This is a genomic window from Archangium violaceum (assembly GCF_016859125.1).
Taxonomy (GTDB): Bacteria; Myxococcota; Myxococcia; order Myxococcales; family Myxococcaceae; genus Archangium; species Archangium violaceum_A.
In genome coordinates this window covers 7,462,426-7,478,725 of the sequence record NZ_CP069338.1, presented here as the reverse complement: position 1 = coordinate 7,478,725, position 16,300 = coordinate 7,462,426, and the positions used below count along the sequence as shown (strand labels likewise).

Annotated in this window: 14 protein-coding genes and 1 pseudogene; 10 read left to right on the top strand and 5 right to left on the bottom strand. The window is 67.1% G+C overall.

Translation table 11 applies throughout. The features are described 5' to 3' along the window. Positions 1-149: 149 nt before the first annotated feature. The 9 genes and pseudogenes from JQX13_RS32060 (at position 150) to JQX13_RS54595 (ending at position 8,724) form a co-directional block, all read left to right on the top strand. Positions 150-1,628 (top strand): sensor histidine kinase, encoded by a 1,479-nt coding sequence (locus tag JQX13_RS32060; RefSeq protein ID WP_239015392.1) that lies wholly within the window; start codon positions 150-152, stop codon positions 1,626-1,628. A gap of 4 nt (positions 1,629-1,632) precedes the next feature. After that, complete coding sequence (locus JQX13_RS32055; protein ID WP_203403278.1) at positions 1,633-2,289, top strand: response regulator; 657 nt, start codon at positions 1,633-1,635, stop codon at positions 2,287-2,289. A gap of 309 nt (positions 2,290-2,598) precedes the next feature. Next, positions 2,599-3,009: a hypothetical protein gene (locus JQX13_RS32050; RefSeq protein ID WP_203403277.1), complete on the top strand. Its 411-nt coding sequence runs from the start codon at positions 2,599-2,601 to the stop codon at positions 3,007-3,009. Further along, positions 2,996-3,763: a hypothetical protein gene (locus tag JQX13_RS32045; protein ID WP_203403276.1), complete on the top strand. Its 768-nt coding sequence runs from the start codon at positions 2,996-2,998 to the stop codon at positions 3,761-3,763. The genes JQX13_RS32050 and JQX13_RS32045 overlap by 14 nt, the downstream gene beginning before the upstream one ends. A gap of 550 nt (positions 3,764-4,313) precedes the next feature. After that, positions 4,314-5,027 carry a hypothetical protein gene (locus JQX13_RS32040; protein ID WP_203403275.1) on the top strand — a complete coding sequence of 238 codons (714 nt, stop codon included), beginning with the start codon at positions 4,314-4,316 and terminating at the stop codon, positions 5,025-5,027. Between the two features lie 744 nt (positions 5,028-5,771). Next, complete coding sequence (locus JQX13_RS32035; RefSeq protein WP_203403274.1) at positions 5,772-6,137, top strand: YciI family protein; 366 nt, start codon at positions 5,772-5,774, stop codon at positions 6,135-6,137. After that, the gene (locus JQX13_RS32030) at positions 6,134-7,390 is read left to right on the top strand and encodes an RNA polymerase sigma factor (RefSeq protein WP_203403273.1); all 1,257 of its coding nucleotides are present in this window, start codon (positions 6,134-6,136) and stop codon (positions 7,388-7,390) included. The genes JQX13_RS32035 and JQX13_RS32030 overlap by 4 nt, the downstream gene beginning before the upstream one ends. A 291-nt stretch (positions 7,391-7,681) precedes the next feature. Beyond that, positions 7,682-7,918 (top strand): annotated as a pseudogene (locus JQX13_RS56535) (hypothetical protein); the annotation flags it as partial. 197 nt (positions 7,919-8,115) lie between these two features. Beyond that, positions 8,116-8,724, top strand: a complete 609-nt coding sequence (locus JQX13_RS54595; protein ID WP_239013979.1) for a sodium:calcium antiporter — start codon at positions 8,116-8,118, stop codon at positions 8,722-8,724. Positions 8,725-9,040: 316 nt separating this feature from the next. On the opposite strand, the gene JQX13_RS32015 is transcribed toward JQX13_RS54595, so the two are convergent. The 3 genes from JQX13_RS32015 to JQX13_RS32005 form a co-directional block, all read right to left on the bottom strand. Further along, entirely contained in the window at positions 9,041-9,727 is a 687-nt protein-coding gene (locus JQX13_RS32015) for a hypothetical protein (protein WP_203403270.1), read from the bottom strand. 515 nt (positions 9,728-10,242) lie between these two features. After that, on the bottom strand, positions 10,243-10,698 hold the full coding sequence (locus JQX13_RS54590; protein ID WP_239013978.1) for a hypothetical protein: 456 nt from the start codon (positions 10,696-10,698) through the stop codon (positions 10,243-10,245). After that, positions 10,682-11,767, bottom strand: coding sequence for a hypothetical protein (locus JQX13_RS32005; protein WP_203403269.1), 1,086 nt, complete (start codon positions 11,765-11,767; stop codon positions 10,682-10,684). The genes JQX13_RS54590 and JQX13_RS32005 overlap by 17 nt, the downstream gene beginning before the upstream one ends. A gap of 212 nt (positions 11,768-11,979) precedes the next feature. Between JQX13_RS32005 and JQX13_RS32000 the strand changes: the two genes are divergently transcribed. After that, positions 11,980-13,293, top strand: a complete 1,314-nt coding sequence (locus JQX13_RS32000; RefSeq protein ID WP_203403268.1) for an ISAs1 family transposase — start codon at positions 11,980-11,982, stop codon at positions 13,291-13,293. Positions 13,294-13,470: 177 nt separating this feature from the next. On the opposite strand, the gene JQX13_RS31995 is transcribed toward JQX13_RS32000, so the two are convergent. Both JQX13_RS31995 and JQX13_RS31990 read right to left on the bottom strand, forming a co-directional pair. Further along, positions 13,471-14,121 carry a hypothetical protein gene (locus JQX13_RS31995; RefSeq protein WP_203403267.1) on the bottom strand — a complete coding sequence of 217 codons (651 nt, stop codon included), beginning with the start codon at positions 14,119-14,121 and terminating at the stop codon, positions 13,471-13,473. A gap of 538 nt (positions 14,122-14,659) precedes the next feature. Continuing rightward, the gene (locus JQX13_RS31990; RefSeq protein ID WP_203403266.1) at positions 14,660-15,760 is read right to left on the bottom strand and encodes an ISL3 family transposase; all 1,101 of its coding nucleotides are present in this window, start codon (positions 15,758-15,760) and stop codon (positions 14,660-14,662) included. Between the last annotated feature and the right edge of the window lie 540 nt (positions 15,761-16,300).

Sequence of the window (16,300 nt, the reverse complement as noted above, 5' to 3'; positions counted from 1 at the left end):
ACCTCTGCTGGCCCGCCGCGCACCCTGCCAGCATCGGCGAGGCCGCACATCGGGCCCTGGCCGGTCCGCAGATCCGTCTGGAGGCGGAGTTCCGCACTGGCCCGGAGATGGTGGGCGGCCCGGCGCTCGCATGGCAGACTCCCGCCGTGATGCGTTCCATCCGTCCATGGCACCGCCTCCAATGGAGGCTGACGCTCGCCTATGCAGGGGCGACGCTCGGGGCCACGGTGTTGCTCTTCTTCGTGCTGCTCATGGGGCTGGGCTACCTCGTGCTCCACACCGATTTACTGGTCATCGGGATGGCGGAGGAAGCGCTGAGGGTCGCGCCGCGGCTGGCACCGGCGATGGAACGGAACCCTCCCGATGTGGCGGCCCTGGAGGGCCAGATCGCTCAGGCGTTCGCTCGGGCCCGGTCGCCCGAGCCTCCCGCGGGTCCACTCGAGGTGAGACTGGAAGTCGCGGGTCCTCGCGAGGGCGTCGCGCGCGTGTTCGACTCCGCCGGAGCCGAGGTGCTGACGCTCTCGGTCGAACAGGGAAGCCAGGTCCGCGGGGTCGCGGCATCGGCGCGCACCGGCGAGGAAACGGTCCTGCTCGAGCGGGCCTTGAGCGGCTCGATCGAACCCGAGCGCCTGGCTTTACGCCGTGAGGACGGCGCCATCTGCTTCGCCGCCCCCATCCGGAGCCAGGGCGGCCGGGTGCTCGGGGCAATCGTCATGCGGCTCGACGCGCCCTTCGGGATGAGCGCTTTCGCCGCGGCCGCGGTGGGGGTGATCGCCTCCAGCGGGGTGGTGCTCGCCCTGCTCAGCGGGCTGGCCAGCTTGCTGTTCGGTGCGTTCATCACGCGCCGGCTCGTCCGCCGTCTTCAGCCGATGATCGAAGCGGCCGGCGCCTGGGCCCGGGGGGATTTCGAGGCAGTGGCCAGGGTGCCGGGAGGGGACGAGCTCGCGGCGCTGGCCGAGCATCTCAACCAGATGGCCGGCGAGCTGAGGACCCTGGTGGCGCTGCGCCAGGAGCTCGCCGCGAGCGAAGAGCGCAACCGCCTCGCGCGCGACCTCCATGACACGGTGAAACAGCGGCTGTTCGCCACCGCGATGCAGCTCGGCGCCGCCCGGACGCTGCTCCCGCGCAATCCGGAGAAGGCCGAGGCCCACCTGGTGCAGGCCAACGAGCTGGTGGGGGGATCGCAGCGCGACTTGATGGCCATCCTGCGGCAGCTTCGGCCCTCCGCCCAACGGGAGCCCTGGACGGAGCAACTGTCCCGCGAGGTGGAGACCTGGTCCAGGCGCACGGGGATCAGCGCCGAGACGCGCCTGTCCGAGGACGCCTTGCCCGCGCCTGTCGCCGAGGCCCTCACCCGGATCATTCAGGAGGGCCTGTCCAACGTCGCGCGCCACAGTGGGGCATCCCGCGCGCGGGTGTCGCTCGAGCGCGCCGGTTCGTCGCGGTACACCCTCGAGATCGAGGACGACGGCCGGGGGCTGTCGGCCCCCCGCTCGGGCGGCATGGGCCTGGACATCATGCGAGAGCGGGCCGAGGCGCTTCCGGGGGGATGTTTTTCACTCGGGTCCGGAGACCGGAAGGGCGTTCGGATCCAGGTGACCTTCAACGCCCAGGCAGACGGGAGCTGAACCCATGTCCTCTTCGATCACCGTCCTCATCATCGATGACCACACTGTCGTCCGGCAGGGCGTGCGTGCACTGCTCGGGGTACAGGAGGACATCGAGGTCGTGGGCGAGGCGAGCTCCGGCGAACAGGCCCTCGAGCTGGCGCGCGAGTATGCACCCGACGTGGCATTGATGGACCTGCTGATGCCCGGCATCGGCGGCATCGAAGCGACACGGCGGCTGAAGGAGGTGAGCCCGCGCACCCAGATCCTGATGCTGACCTCGTACCACGAGGACGAACACATCCTTCCGGCGCTCCGGGCCGGTGCGCTCTCGTACCTCCTCAAGGACGCGAGCGCCGACGAGCTGGTCCTGGCGGTGCGCAAGGCGGCCAGCGGCGAGGCCACCCTCTCTCCGCAGGTCGCGAGCCAGGTCGTTCGCTCGCTGCGCAACCCTGCCCGGGAGCGGGACGTCCGCCCACTTCATTCCGAGCTGAGCGAGCGGGAGCGGGAGGTGCTGTTGCTCGTCGCCGATGGCCTCACCAACACGGACATCGCCCAGCGGCTGGGCATCAGTGAGAAGACGGTGAAGTCCCACGTCAGCAACATCCTCGGAAAGCTCCAGGTGGAAGACCGCACCCAGGCCGCTGCCTTCGCCTGGCGCGAGGGCCTCAAACAGCGCTGAGCCCGTCCCGAGGGTGTGGTGCACCCACGGGGCATCGCTTCCACGTGGTGAATCCGCAGCGCGAGGGCAAGCTCGGCCCCCACGCGAACGAGTGGGATGAGAAGTAGGCTAGCCTACCACCCACGTGTTTGACGGTGCTCGAGCCCTCCTGGTTTCATTCCAGACATGCTGGTCATCCGTGAGGCTCAGCTCGCGGTGCTGACCGCGGCCATCATCGCCTAGGCCGAGGGCAAGCCGGACGAGGTCGCCGTCGCGGGCCCTCCTCGAGAGAGCGGCAAGCATGCGTGGAAGCCACGGGGTGGCGGCTACATGCAGCTCGCCCCTCAGCAGCCCGACCAGCACGGCAGCGACAAGAGCAAGGTGCTGCTCGTGACGCGCCCCAAGGGCAACGTGGACACGCTCGTCAGCCAGGGCCACGAGACAGAGCGGAACGCGGTCGAGGTGACGTACACGCTGCTCGGCCAGCAGGCGAAAGACACGCTGAACGTCAAGGTCCACCGTTTCGGCTGCTCGCGGGTCACCTGGCAGCGGAGCGGGAAGGCCAACCTCCAGGCTGGAGACCAGCTCGCGGTCTGCACGCACCGGGCGACGCCGCAGTGGAACGGAGAAGCCACATGGACCGCTCCTCCGGGCGGTACCGACGTCGGCGTGGTCGACCTTCTCGAGCCGGGCGGCGCACCGGAGAGCCAACGGCCCGTACAGAGCATTGCTGACCGATGAACTCTGGGAATATCTCCGGCCGTTGAAGACGAACAACCACGGAGGGAGTTCCCGCGCATCGAAATCCAAGATGCTCGGTGTCCTGTTCGGGCAAGACACACACGGCGCCACCGTCTGGCTCTACGCGCTGTCGGGCTTCTGGCCAGCCACCGCCGGCTGGTGCGATCCCATCGGACTCGGCAGCAACGACAAGGTCCGGCGAACGATCCCGAGCTTCACGGGCAGTCCCGCCAGCTACATCAAGGCGCAGGTGCCTTTCAATATCAACGCCATGGAGGATGCCTGGGGCAAGCTGGGCCGATGCGCCGCGCCGGCCCTGCTCGCCGAGGCGATGAACAGAAGACTGGTGAAGCCGGAGGCGCTCGAGGGCATCCCCCAAGGCATCCACCTGTTCGCGGTTCCGCTCGGGGACAGCGACGAGGACGTCTTCCTGCTCGACGGCGACGACCCCGCGGTCGTGCGCCACGACGGCGTTCCCTTCCCGAGAAGGAGCAACGGCCGGATACCCTGGAGCGTTGCCGGAAGATCGCCGAGCTCTTCGGGTTCGAGCCCTACTGGTTCTCCAACCCGTACACCTACGTGGCCCGGCGCGGCTCGCTCCTGCTCGTCGCCAAGCAGGCGCCGGGGTTCTTCTTCTCGCTCGGCCTCGCTGGAGAGGACGAGCCCACGTGGGGCGTGGTCTTCCGCACCTTCACGCGGGAGCTGGACCTCGAGCTGTATCGCTGAGATTCCAGCAACTTCCGGCCCCGTTTGAAGAAGTGTCCCCGACGGGATTCGAACCCGTCGGAGTGGACTGCCTACCGGCCCAACTCGCCGCGCAGCTGCCGGATGGCCGCGAGCAGCGGCGGCGGGTGCATCTCGGAGGCTTCTGGTTCGAGGACCATTGGGAGACCCCCGTGGCCACGCTGCGCGCGCGACCGTGCGCCCCGCGGAACGGCTCAACTGACGGTGGCGGGCCTGGGCGCACGCCCACCCATCCGAGGCAAGAAGCACACCTGTGAATCTCTGCCAGCAGGACGCCATTTCTCAGAAGCAAAGAGATTCTCTCCATTCGAGGATCCGCAATGAGTGTCGCCAGCGATATTCGATAATGGGATTGAACGTCCCAAAACCGGACATTCCTCTGCCTCGGGTTCACGGCTTGAGACGTGTCTCACGAGAGACGATGTTCGTGGCACAACGATTGCTATTTCTCCGGGCGCAGTGAGCGCCTGTTGCATTGGGCGCAAGACCTGAGCGGGCTGGTCTCTGCCGTTCAGATGAGCCGTTCCTGAAAACAACGATTGATTTCCATTTGGAGAAACATGAAGAAGAGTCTTTTGATGGGGGTGGTGTCTCTGGGTCTCGCGCTCACGGCGTGTGGTGGGCGGGAGCAGGACTCGTCGTTCCAGGCAGAGGAGTCCGCTGGTGAGGTGGAGCAGCGGGCCGGCACCACGGTTCGCGACTTCAGTGTCGGCATCCAGCTGATCGATCAGGGCTCCGCAGGGGCCACGCAGTATTCATCCTTTGCCTCCGCGGCGACGAGCAGTTGGTCCAACTACGCGTTCGATGGGGACAGCGACAACTCTCTGCAGGACGATCCGGATGGAGCCCGCCTCTATTTGCAGCTGGGCAGCGGAACCATTCCGACGAAGGACTTCCAGATCTGCATCCGGGCGAAGGACGACACCGCCTCCTCCCAGGGAGTCGAGCAGTGCACCCCGTGGGCGAGCGCGGGTGGAGGCTGGTCGGAGTTGGCCTCGGACAACGACTTCTGGGACCCCAACGCCTACCAGATCATCATCAGGACCCAGGCCTGGGTGAACCCCGAGACACTCACCGATTTCCAGCTGGGCCTCCAGGTCGTGGACGAGGTCTGCCCGTGGTACAGCCCGAGCTGCGACGAGTTCGTGGGAGGAACGCCCCAGTTCACCCGGTGGGCGTCCGAAGGCAGCAGCAACACGGAGTTCGCGTTCGACGGCGACGACATGAAGAACCCCGATGGCATCAAGGTGTTTCTGGGGGTAGCGAAGAGCTGAACCGGAGTAGGAGCGTACCCCACGGTCATTTCTGATATTCAAAACCCATCTCCGGCGGAAGAAAGGAGAAGAAATGTCAATGTTTCGCAAGAGGTTGATTCCTGCTGTTGCAGTCCTCAGTGGTCTACTGGGTGCGACAGCTGCATGGGCCCAGCAGTCAGACACGGCCAATGATGGAATCTGCACGCTGACCGTGCGCGATGCCGTCTTCCTGGGCGTGGAGGACGGTTGGCAGAGTCCCAATCACTACAGTGCGCAGCGCCCTGGCTCGGGAGTAGTTGCCACGATCTCCGGTTCGATTCCGTAAGATGACATCCCGGCAGGGGCGTACGTGCTTGAGCCCGTGCGCCCTTGCCACTTGTAGCTGATGGCGCGGTGGCGCAGCGCCCGTGCACACGCCAGGCACACCTCGCCAGGACACACGCTACCGTCAGCGTCCCACGGGCCTCTCCTCCTTCGCGAACCGGCCATTGCCCAGGGACCGCTGTTCGAGGTCGCACGACGCATCGGGACCGGCGAGGAACACGGCAACGCGCCCGGCATCGCTTCTGCTCCTGCACTCCACACTCAACAGGTCCCCCTTCCAGCCTATACTTTTCCGGCCTGGGGCTGAGTTCCACCATGGGTGGAAAGCGGAGCTCGTCAACACCCCCCAAAAAATCATCGGGGAAAAATCGTGGCCATGTCGAATCCGGGCGCCGCCGAACGATAACGTGCATTCACGACGCAAAAGGGAGCCCCATCATGCGCTACGCCTGCCTCATCTACTACAACCCCAAGACGCTCTTCGGCGGAAGCCCCGAGGCCGAAGCGGTCCTCGCCGAGTGCACGACCCATGACGTCAAACTGAAGGAAAGCGGTCACTTCGTGATGGCCGAGGCGCTCGAGCTGCCCGAGTCGGCCATGACCGTGCAGGTGCGCGACGGGAAGATGTCGGCTGTCGATGGCCCCTTCATGGAGACCAAGGAGATTCTGGGCGGCATCATCCTGATCGAGGCGCGCGACCTCAACGAGGCCGCGCGGGTCGCGAGCGGGCATCCGCTGGCGAGGATCGGCTCCGTCGAAGTCCGGCCCGTCGTCGATTTCAGTCAGCCGCGACCGAAACTGTGAGCGCAGCCGACGCACGCGATGCCCTGGAGGTGGCCTACCGCACCGAGAAGCGGCGCGTGCTGGCGACACTGCTCCGCCTTCTGGGCGGGTTCGATGCGGCGGAGGAGGCGCTTCATGAAGCCTTCGCCGCCGCAGCGGACCGGTGGCCGCGCGAAGGAATCCCGGCCAATCCTTATGCCTGGCTGGTTTCGACCGGCCGCTTCAAGGCCGTCGACCGATGGCGCCGGCAGACGCGGCTGGCGAATGCCGGCCCCGAGTTGGCGGCCCTGTCGGCCCCCGCAATGGAGCCGAGCATGCCCGAGCCCGTCCAGGATGACGAACTGCGGCTGATCTTCATCTGCTGCCATCCGGCGCTGCCGCCGGACGCACGCCTGGCGCTGACCCTGCGCGAGGTGGGCGGGCTGACCACCGAGGAGATCGCCCGGGCCTATCTGACCCGCGCGTCCACCATCGCCCAACGCATCGTTCGGGCGAAGGCGAGGATTCGCGACGAGGCCATCCCCTACGAGCTCCCGGGCCGCGCGGAGCTGCCCATGCGGCTGGATAGCGTGCTGCGGGTGCTCTATCTGATCTTCAACGAGGGGTATGCCGCGACCGAGGGACCGAGCCTGATGCGGGCCGACCTCTGCGCCGAGGCGATCCGGCTGGGCAGGCGGGTGGTCGAGCTCCTGGAAGAGCCCGAGGCCCTGGGTCTGCTCGCCCTGATGCTGCTGCACGAGGCACGGCGGGCCGCGCGCGTCGACGCGGCGGGCGACCTCGTCCTGCTGGAGGAGCAAGACCGGTCGCTGTGGGACCGCGGGCGGAGCACCGAAGCCCAAGAGCTGCTCGAACGCGCTTTCGCCCGGCGAAGCGTGGGGCCTTATGTCCTCCAGGCGGCCATTGCGGCTGTTCACACACAGGCGCGGAGTGTCGGTGAAACCGATTGGAACCAGATCGTCGCCCTTTACGATGTGCTGGGCCGGATCGCCGCTTCGCCGGTCGTGGCCCTGAACCGTGCGGTTGCCATTGGCATGCGCGACGGGCCCGAGGCGGGGCTCGCGGCCATCGAGGCGGCGATGACCCCGGGCAGCCTCGACGGCTACCCTCTGGCCCACGCTGCGCGCGCCGACATGCAACGGAGGCTCGGCCTCACCGAGGCGGCGCGCGCCTCCTACCACCGTGCTGTCGAGCTGACGCGCCAGCCCGCCGAACGCCGGTTCCTGCAGGCGCGTCTGGCTCAGCTCCCCGCCAGGCCGGCCGGGGCCGAGGATTAGCGCGGCCTCCGAATGCCGGCCGGTATCCAGCTACGGGTGTTGCCTCGCCAGCACCCGGTCCAGGGCCTCCGCCTCCCGCCGAAAGCGCCACAGAACCGGGGCAGGCCCACGCTCACCAGCGTCGCGCTTCCGCTTCGGTCCAGCCCCAGGTTCGCGGGATTGGACGCGGACTTGTCACCCACCACTGGGGTGATGACCACCGCACACCCCCGAAGCGCGGGGTGCTCAGCAGAGGACGCCCGGCCCGATTCACCGGGCCGGACATGAGTGCGATGGACAGATAGTGCGGCCATGCAGGCATTGCTCTCTGGCCTGTCACTCGTATGGCTGCTCGTGCTCTTCGCCGGCCTGGCCCTGGTGGTGGGGTTCGCCGGCACGCACATGGCGAAGACGGCCGACATACTGGCGGACCGGACGGGGCTGGGTGAGACGCTGATGGGAGCGGTGTTCATCGGGGCGAGCACTTCCCTGTCGGGCATCACCACCTCCATCACCGCGGCCGCGAGCGGGGCCCCCACGATGGCCATCAGCAACACCATCGGAGGCATCGCGGTACAGACGGCCTTCCTCGCCGTGGCGGACCTCACCTCCCGCAACCGCGCCAACCTGCTGGTGCGCTGCGCCTCGCCCTCCGCCCTCTACCAGGGCGTGCTGCAGATGGGCCTGCTCACGCTCGCGCTGCTCGGTGCGCTGGCGCCTCCCTGGCCGTCTGGAGCATCAGCCCCGTGTCGCTCGTGCTGCTGCTCGCCTACCTCTCCGGCCTGCACTTCATGCGAGGCGCGGACGACCGCACCATCCACGACGCGGAGCGCCCGGCGGAGGCGAAGGACGAGGAGGAGACGAGGGAGGAGCCCGACCAGGGTCCCTCCACCGGCCGGTTGTGGGGGGCCTTCGCCCTGGACGCGGCCCTCACCACCTTGGCCGGGTGGGGCATCGGGCAGGTGGGCCTCTCACTCGTCCAACGCACCGGGCTCTCGGAGACGGCCGTGGGGGGGCTGCTCACGGCCATCACCACCTCCCTGCCGGAGTTGGTGACGGTGCTGGGGGCCGTGCGCCGGCGCGCGTACGATCTGGCCACGGGTGACATCCTCGGCGGCAATTGCTTCGACGTGCTCTTCCTGGCCGCGTCCGACGTGGGCTATCGGGACGGCTCCCTCTTCACGCGCTTCACCCCGAAGATGCTGCAGATGTTCCTCCTCACCCACCTCCTCCTCTCCGTGCTGCTGCTCGGCATGCTGCGCTCCCGCCGCAAGCGCATGCGGAGCTGGGCGGGCGAGAGCCTGGCCGTGGTGGTTCTCTACCTGGTGGGAGCGGTGGTGCTGGCGAGCGGGTGAGCCGAGAGGGTGTCAAAGAACTCGAAGCGGGGCTCGAGAACGAGACGCGGCCTGGACGGGTGAGGCTGGCCCGCGGAGTGCCCTGGGCCGCGCGGACCGCACGCAGGGTGAGGGAAGGAGGGGCTGGTGGAGTGGAGGAGAAGAAGACCTCCCGCGTCCCTTCCACGCTTCCACGGTGTTGGTCGGCATCGGCAGGCCCGGAAACGCCGCCTGGATGACCAGGGTGGGTTGCACTCCGACATGAAAGTCAACATCGCCGCTCCTTCCCTGAGGACAAGCGGCGATGCTCCCCCAGACAGGACCTACTCCAGCCGGCTCAGTTCGGCTCCCACACGTCCTCCACCCAGCGGAAGGTCACGCGATCACCACCGGTGAGCCGCTCGGCGAGATTATAGAGCACGTACGAATCGGTGCGGTTTCCGAAGGGCTGAACCTTGGAGAAGATGAATTTCGAGCCCGGGTTCAGCGTGGTCTCGGCCCACTGCGAGTTGGTATTGCATCCAGCCGTCTGCGGCTCGGGCCAGTTGCACCAGGACTGGCCGTTCTGGTTCCACACGGTCCAGAAATCCGCCACGCCGGTGAGCGCCACCTGCTTCCACCACCTCACATTGGGGGCGGACTCCAGCCGGAACTCGATACCGGCCACGGAAGTGGCGTTGTGCTCGATGAACACGTCAATCAAATCCCCATCGGGGAGCAGGACGCGATCCGTCGTCGCGTAACTATCGCAGAAACTACAACCGAACGGATTGGTGTCGGTTGGAGAGGGGCAACGGGACAGATAGTATGCGTTGTTATTGTAGAAGTAACAGTCCCGGCAGCTCATAAAATAGTACGAGGTGCAGATCTGATGGAGCGGCATCGTCCGGGAGAAGTCATCCCAAACGATGGTGTACGGCCGCGAGGCAAGGGCGGAGACGTCCGCCCCCTGCTCCGGAGCGGCCTCCTCCATGACGGCCTCGGCGGCGGACCGGACGGTGTCCGCCGAGGGCTCCGTCTCCAAGGGACCACACCCAACCCCTGCCATCAAGCCGCTGGTCAGTACTGCGGAGGCAATACGATTTCGCATGTACATTTCTGTCTTTCCCCCTCCGTGCCTGGAACAGACACTCCGCGAGGGGCGTCGCCACGGTACAGCGCGGCACGAGCGCACACCGGAGGCATTCCGTGAGCTGCTCCTTCGGTGCGGTGAACCGGCCTTTCATGCATGTGAACGGGCCCGAGCCCAAGTCACCCTTCCTTCCCTCCCTGGCCCTGCCAGGCGGACTGGGGCGCGCTCTCCGCCAGTGAGACGCAAGGGTCGACTTCCAGATCCTGACCCAGGCCATCCCCGGCTCCAACGTGCTGATCACCGCCATCCACGGTGGAGGCATTGAAGCTGGAAGCTCGGAGCTGGCCAAGGCGGTCGCTGGCTCCAACTACAGCGACCTGGGGTGGCTCCCGTGCCGGGGCCAACCTCTTCCTGGAGGCACCCGCCGAGGACTCCTGCCTCGGCGGGTGTTCGTCGCCCTTGGGGCGCTACGGGCCCACCCGGAAGGAGCGCAGTTGGGCGGGGTACATGGACAGGACGAGCTTGCCGTTGACCAACGGCACCACCGCGTCCGTGACCGCGTCCCTCACCGACCCCGAGACAGGCAGGGTGATGGCGACATCGTCCACCTGCCGCACGCCCGTGTTCACGACCGCCAGGTACGTCCCGTTCGCCGGGGTCTTGATCGAGCGGACCACCACCGCGCTGTTCGACGCGGCGCTCGGGACGACCTCGCTCTTCAGCGCCGGCAGGGCCAGGAACGCCTGGTTGAAGGCCCGGACGTACTCGGGGAACCCACGGTTGAAGGACGCGCTCGACAGGTAGCCGATGAAGCGTGGATCCCCATGGGCCACGGCCCGCGCCTCGGCGAGCATGGTGTACGGGCCCGCGTGCTCCACGTCGGTGACGAAGTAGCCGAGCAGCTGATCAGAGCCCTCCGTCATCGTGTTCTCCGTTCAGCGCGGAGTGCCGCACCATCGCGAGACCCGCGCCGCTCCGGAACGCGTTCAGCGCGCCCGGCCGGCCCACGGTGTACGCATGGTTGAAGGTGTACGTCGGGGCCCCCTTCGCATCGTTGACGTAGTTCTGTGGATCGCTCCACGGATCGGCGTGCTGCCACTCCCAGCCCCCCCACGTGCTCCGCGGGAGGCGGAGGGTGTTGAGCTGACGGTCCTCACTCAACGCACGATCGAGGCCCATCACCTTCATTCCCAGGGCGAGCCACGGTGCCGGGTTCTCCGCGATCATGGCGTCACCGTTCGTCGGGTGGGACCGTCCGGGCTCGGTGGCGTCGGAGGTGAAGAGCGTCACCACGTCGTTGCCGACATTCTTCGCGCGCAGGTAGTCCGTCACGCCGTCGATGAAGGCGCGCCGCTCGAGCATCCACCAGTCGTAGTAACGCTGCCGCAACGCGCTGTCCGCCTGGAGCTGGGCCCGGGTGACGCCGACGCCGCCATTCGCCTCGGTCGCGAAGCGCGCGAGCGTGGCGTCGGCGAAGCCGATCGGCATCTGGCTCGACCGGGGTCGCAGCCACACGCCCGCGAACTTCTTGCGCGTCGCGTACTGGACCACCGTGAGGTCCAGCATCTTCTTGAAGTCCGCCAGCGTGTCGGGGTCGGTCAGATCGGCGCGCGAGCCCTCCGCCCAGCTGATGTGCGTGTACGCGTCCGTGCGCGTGAGCGGCAGGGCACGCTTCTGTTTGCCCAGACCGGCGGAGCCAATGCTGCCGGCATACTCGTAGTACTGCATGACGTTGAGCTCGTACCGCTCGAGCATGGTGATCGTGTCGGCCCAAAGCGACCTGAGCGACAGATTGTCGCTCTGGTACACCCAGGTGTTGCCGCCATAGGGCCCCGAGTCCCACCACTGGTTGTGGCCGAACTCCAGCAGGTCCCTCGAGAACGTGTTCATCCCGAGGAACTTCATCAGCCGCGCCTTGTATTCGTACCAGTTCACCCGGTTGCTCACGCCCAGGTACGGACCGGCATCGTGGTTGATGACCCCATCCGCCATCTCCTCGCGGAAGAAGAGGTGGCGCTGCGGCAGGCCCGTGGGGGCAGGCTTGATTCAAAGTCCCACGGGAGAGGTCATCCCACCCGGGCCTACGGCTGAAGTATAGTCCCGCCTACAGGCGCCCACCGGAGGCGAGCAGCCGCGGGCAGATCGCGAGGGGGAGCGCCAGCACAGAGCCGGAGACGGGCCGGACAGGTCCGGGGAGAAGAAGGATGAGTGGGAAGAAAAACCGGGGCGGGAGGACTGGCGGGCCATCCACACCCCAAGCGGGAAACGGGAAGGGGAAGAAGGACGAGCAGGAAACCCCCTCCCGCGTGCAGAGGATGATGGCGAGCCTGGGGCTGACATTCAAGGAGGTAAAGGACCCCCGGGCCCGCCGGGGACAGAGGCACCCGCTGGCGGCGATGTTGATGCTGCTGGTGCAGGCGATTGCGGTGGGGCGGCGGGTGTTGAGGCATGCCGAGGCGCTGGGGGAGGACATGCTGCGCGAAGGCACGGCGCCCGAGGGGCTGAAGCGGCCGGTGTCCGACACGACGTTGGATAGGCTGCTGGGGAAGTTGGAGCCAGAGGGGTTGGAGCAGGAGGTGCACCAGATGGTGCACCGAGGCCTGGAAGTGGGGCTGATACGCCATGAGCTCTTCGCCCGGGGCGTCGTCAGCATTGACGGGAAGGCAGGGGAGAGCACGCCGGGGCAGCCGCCGTGCGAGCCGAGCCACACGACGAAGGATGAGCAGGGGCGGGAGTACTGGTACCCGTACGCGCTGCGCGCCAGTCTCACCAGCAGCGCGGCCCAGCCGGTGCTCGACCAGAAGTTGCTGGAAGGCAAGCAGGGAGAGGCGACGGCGTTCCCGGAGTTGTTCAAACGGGTGGTGGAGAAGTTCGGGCGGCATTTCGAGTACGTGACAGTGGACGCGGGAATGACGAGCGCGGCCAATGCGCGGGTGGTGAGGGAGGCGGGCAAGCACTACCTGATGGCGCTCAAGGAGAACTTCCACCGGCTACATGACAAGGCGTGGGTGGCGCTGGCGGTGGCGCCAGTGAAGGTGCGCACGCGCGAGCGGACGAGCGGGGAGTGGGTGGAGAGGGAGTTGAGGGTGGTGGACAAGCCGCCAGAGGAGGACTTTCCCGGCGCCCAGCAATGGGTATGGGTGAGGCAGACGCGAACCAGAGACGGCGAGCTGCCGAAGGTGGAGACGCGGCTGTTCCTCACCTCCATTCCCACAGGGCAACTGTCCCCGGAGCGGATGCTGACGCTGGTACGCCGGCACTGGGGGATTGAGAACGGGCCCAACTGGACAGCGGACGTGGTGCTGGAGGAGGACAGCGCCTCGCCCAGCCTGCGAGGCAATGCACCCCTGGTGCTCAGCTGGCTGCGTTTGCTGGCCTACAACCTGCTGGCCCTGGTGCGCACGCACCTGCCGACTCGCGACAAACGGCCCCAAAGCTTCGCACGCACCATGGAGGTGCTCTACCAGGGCCTGTTGGGTCTGGCCGTGCTGCCCGAGAGTCTGGCCACACTTGCCTGAGCGCCCGCCAGCTGCTCCCGCTCCGGCCTTCCCGCGCCTCTTCTCCCCTGGCTGTTCGGCCTGTGTACCTTCACTCCTGTCCTTCCACGGCGCCCCTCTTTCAGGCGCCGTCCGGAGGGATGCTCCCTCTTTGCCTGTGAATGTCTGGACTTGCTCTCCGCCTCTTCAAAACCTCTCCTATGGACTTTGGATCAATCCTGGGCCCGTGGGGGGCAGACGGACCTGTGCGTAGTAGTCCGGGGCTGCCGGCGCTTCGTAGAGGCGGATCTTCGCGACCGCGGCGCCACGCGAGAGCGGAGCGTCCTCCGGGCGGAACTGCGCGACGATCACCCAGAGGCCATCGGCTGGCGTCAGGTCGCGGGGGAATTCGGTGTCTCGCGGCCGCTTGATGCTCGGGTAGCGGTCGTGCAGGTGGAAGAGCGACTGCCACGTCTGGAAGGTACCTGTCTGCGGGAGATCGAGCGATTCGGGATTCGGGTTGACGTACGGCGGGAGCAACGCATCGCCCACGGTGTTGCCCGTATGGAAGGCCCGGGTGTACTCCGCGCCATTGTTGGCGATGATCATCGTGCGCGGCACGTCGTCCGGGTACTCCACGGAGAGGACATAGGCCTTGCCCGCGACGAGGCCCTTCCCGTAGCCGACCCGATAGGCGAAGTACTTGCGGCCCGGCGTGTCATTCGGGAGTACGCGGACCGGACGGCCGAGCACGGTCTCGATGCGGCTGGCGTTGGTGGGGAACTCCTGGAAGGCGTGCGGATCGCTGGAGACACCGCAGTTCACCTCGTCGATCAGCTTGAGAGTGCCAAAAGCGGGCGGCGGCAACACGCCCGGCCGCCATCGGCGACGGGGTAGCGCTCCTGGGTGGGCGGAGAGAGGGTGGGCTGATCGTCGAACGCGTCCTCCAGCGGAAACCACGGGGAGCCTGTCGCGGCCCCGGCTCCGGCCACGGGAATCACCTGATCCTCTCCGGCCAGTGACCAGGCCCGGGTGGAGAGAGGAAAGGCCAGCGCGGCCATCCAGCAGAAAGACAGAAGGATGCCGAGGCCTCGGTGCTGCCCAATCATGATGTCACCTCTCAGGAATGGCTCTACGGTACGTCGAGTGGGCAGGACTGTCGACCCGATGCCGTGCGCATGGGGAGGACATGAGCACGGAGGGCGTGCGGCGCCGAGCGAGGGCGACGGGGCTGGAGTCCCCGCGAGAGCTCGAACCATGAATGAGAAGGGAGCACGACCTATGGTGCCAGAAAGCCGCATCCGTGCATGACAGAGCGCCTGGCTCTGCTGCCCTGCTGGCCGGGTGGCAGTTGAATCTGTCGGCGCTCCGGGGGTCCTTCCCAGCCGCCTGCTTCTACCGCGAGGGGCTACGCTGCTGTTGGCAACGGCGGGGTGAACTCCATGCCTCCGCAGCACAGCAGTATCATCGCCCTGAGGGCCCTCGGGCTGCGCAAGCCATAGGCGCGGCGGATGATGGCCCGAATCTTGTTGTTGATTCCCTCTACCACTCCGTTGCTCAGTCCAGTCTCGACGTAGGAGAGAATGCCGTCCTTGTGCCGCTGGACTGTCTTCGCCAGCTTCGCGAAGGGGGCGAGCCTGGAGTGGCTGGCCCATCGACACCACTTGTCCAGGTGCTCCGAGGCCCGCTTGGGCTGCACGTAGTCCATGCCCCGGGCCAGGCTCTCCTTGAGCAGATAGGCTCGGTAGAGCGTCTGGTTCGTCTTCTTCAACTCGCTGAGCTTCTCTCCCTGGCGCACCGTCAGGTTCCACGGATTCTTCAGCAGCGCCCAGCGGCTGTGTTTGAGCGCCTTGCCTTCTTCGCTTCCTGCCTGCTCACGCACCTGCTGCCGGCGCACCGTATCCAGCGCCTCGTTGGCCAGCTTCTGCATGTGGAACCGGTCGAACACCTTGCGCACATGCGGGGCCCGCTCGCTCACCGCCTTGCTGAAGGCCGCCGACAGGTCCATCGTCGCGTGCGTCAACTCCTTCGTCCGCTCCTCTCCCAACTCGTCAAAGAAGGCGTTGAGTGTCTCTTCGTTCTTCCCCTCTCCCACCCAGACGACTCGCGAGCGCAGGTGGTCCACCACCAGGCTCACGTACTTGTGCCCGGCTCTCCAGCCCAGCTCGTCCACTCCAATGACTTGCAGCCCCTCCAGGCGGCCAGGCGACAGGCGCTCCTCGACAATACGCTCGATGATGGTGCCCACCGTGCGCCAGTTGATGCCCAGCAGCCGGCAGATGGAGGACTTGTCCAGGCGTTGGGCCTGCCAGGCCACCAGCTCCTCGAAGGCCCGCGTGAAGCTCGAGTCGTGCGCCGCCCAGGGCACCCGCTCCACTCTCACCCCATGCTCGCGGCAGTGCACTCGGCGCGGGGCGTAATGCAGCCAGAAGATGGTTTGTCCCAGCGCCAGGTGCCGCCACAGGCGCCCAGGCTTCGTGTCGTAGCCGGGCGCCGGACGGCCGCACACCCCCACAGCGCGGCTTGCGTTGGCGCGGACGCACCTCCACCTCCAGTCCTCTGGACGTGAGCCGGGCCCCTCTCACACTCAACCCCTGGATGCGCAACACGCGCCCCAGCACCTCCCGCAGCCTCGGCCCCGCCACGCCCCGCCTCCCCGCCAGCACTCGCAGGGGCGGCACGCACTGCAACTCGGCGACCAGCGCTCTCGCGAGAGTGACAGCCGCTTCTTCCGACTGCCCCTCTCCCATCTCTCACCGGAGACCCTCCGTCCATCCTGTCGCGCCCACCTCAGCTACAGAAGATCCCGACATTTTAACCCCCAGTCCCCCTGGGACGAAACCTTCTCTCCAACTGGAAGAGGAGATGCGTGTTGGATGTGATCGAGCGCCCAAGGCGTACGTGCTCGGATTGCTCGAGGAGGAAGCAAGCTCGCCCCAGCCCGCTCCACGTGCCCCCCGGCGACTTCATGGACCATGGCGCGAAAGTGCGCCGTGGCGGACGAGGGCTGCGGACCAGGAAAGGCGACCTCCACGTGCACGCAGCTGCA

Excerpts from the sequence above, each read along its gene's own strand:
- JQX13_RS54590 (WP_239013978.1), bottom strand. The coding sequence starts at position 10,698 with ATGACGGAGGGCTCTGATCAGCTGCTCGGCTACTTCGTCACCGACGTG.
- JQX13_RS32040 (WP_203403275.1), top strand. The coding sequence starts at position 4,314 with ATGAAGAAGAGTCTTTTGATGGGGGTGGTGTCTCTGGGTCTCGCGCTC.
- JQX13_RS32005 (WP_203403269.1), bottom strand. The coding sequence starts at position 11,767 with ATGGCGGATGGGGTCATCAACCACGATGCCGGTCCGTACCTGGGCGTG.
- JQX13_RS32050 (WP_203403277.1), top strand. The coding sequence starts at position 2,599 with ATGCAGCTCGCCCCTCAGCAGCCCGACCAGCACGGCAGCGACAAGAGC.
- JQX13_RS32055 (WP_203403278.1), top strand. The coding sequence starts at position 1,633 with ATGTCCTCTTCGATCACCGTCCTCATCATCGATGACCACACTGTCGTC.
- JQX13_RS32035 (WP_203403274.1), top strand. The coding sequence starts at position 5,772 with ATGCGCTACGCCTGCCTCATCTACTACAACCCCAAGACGCTCTTCGGC.
- JQX13_RS32060 (WP_239015392.1), top strand. The coding sequence starts at position 150 with ATGCGTTCCATCCGTCCATGGCACCGCCTCCAATGGAGGCTGACGCTC.
- JQX13_RS32000 (WP_203403268.1), top strand. The coding sequence starts at position 11,980 with ATGAGTGGGAAGAAAAACCGGGGCGGGAGGACTGGCGGGCCATCCACA.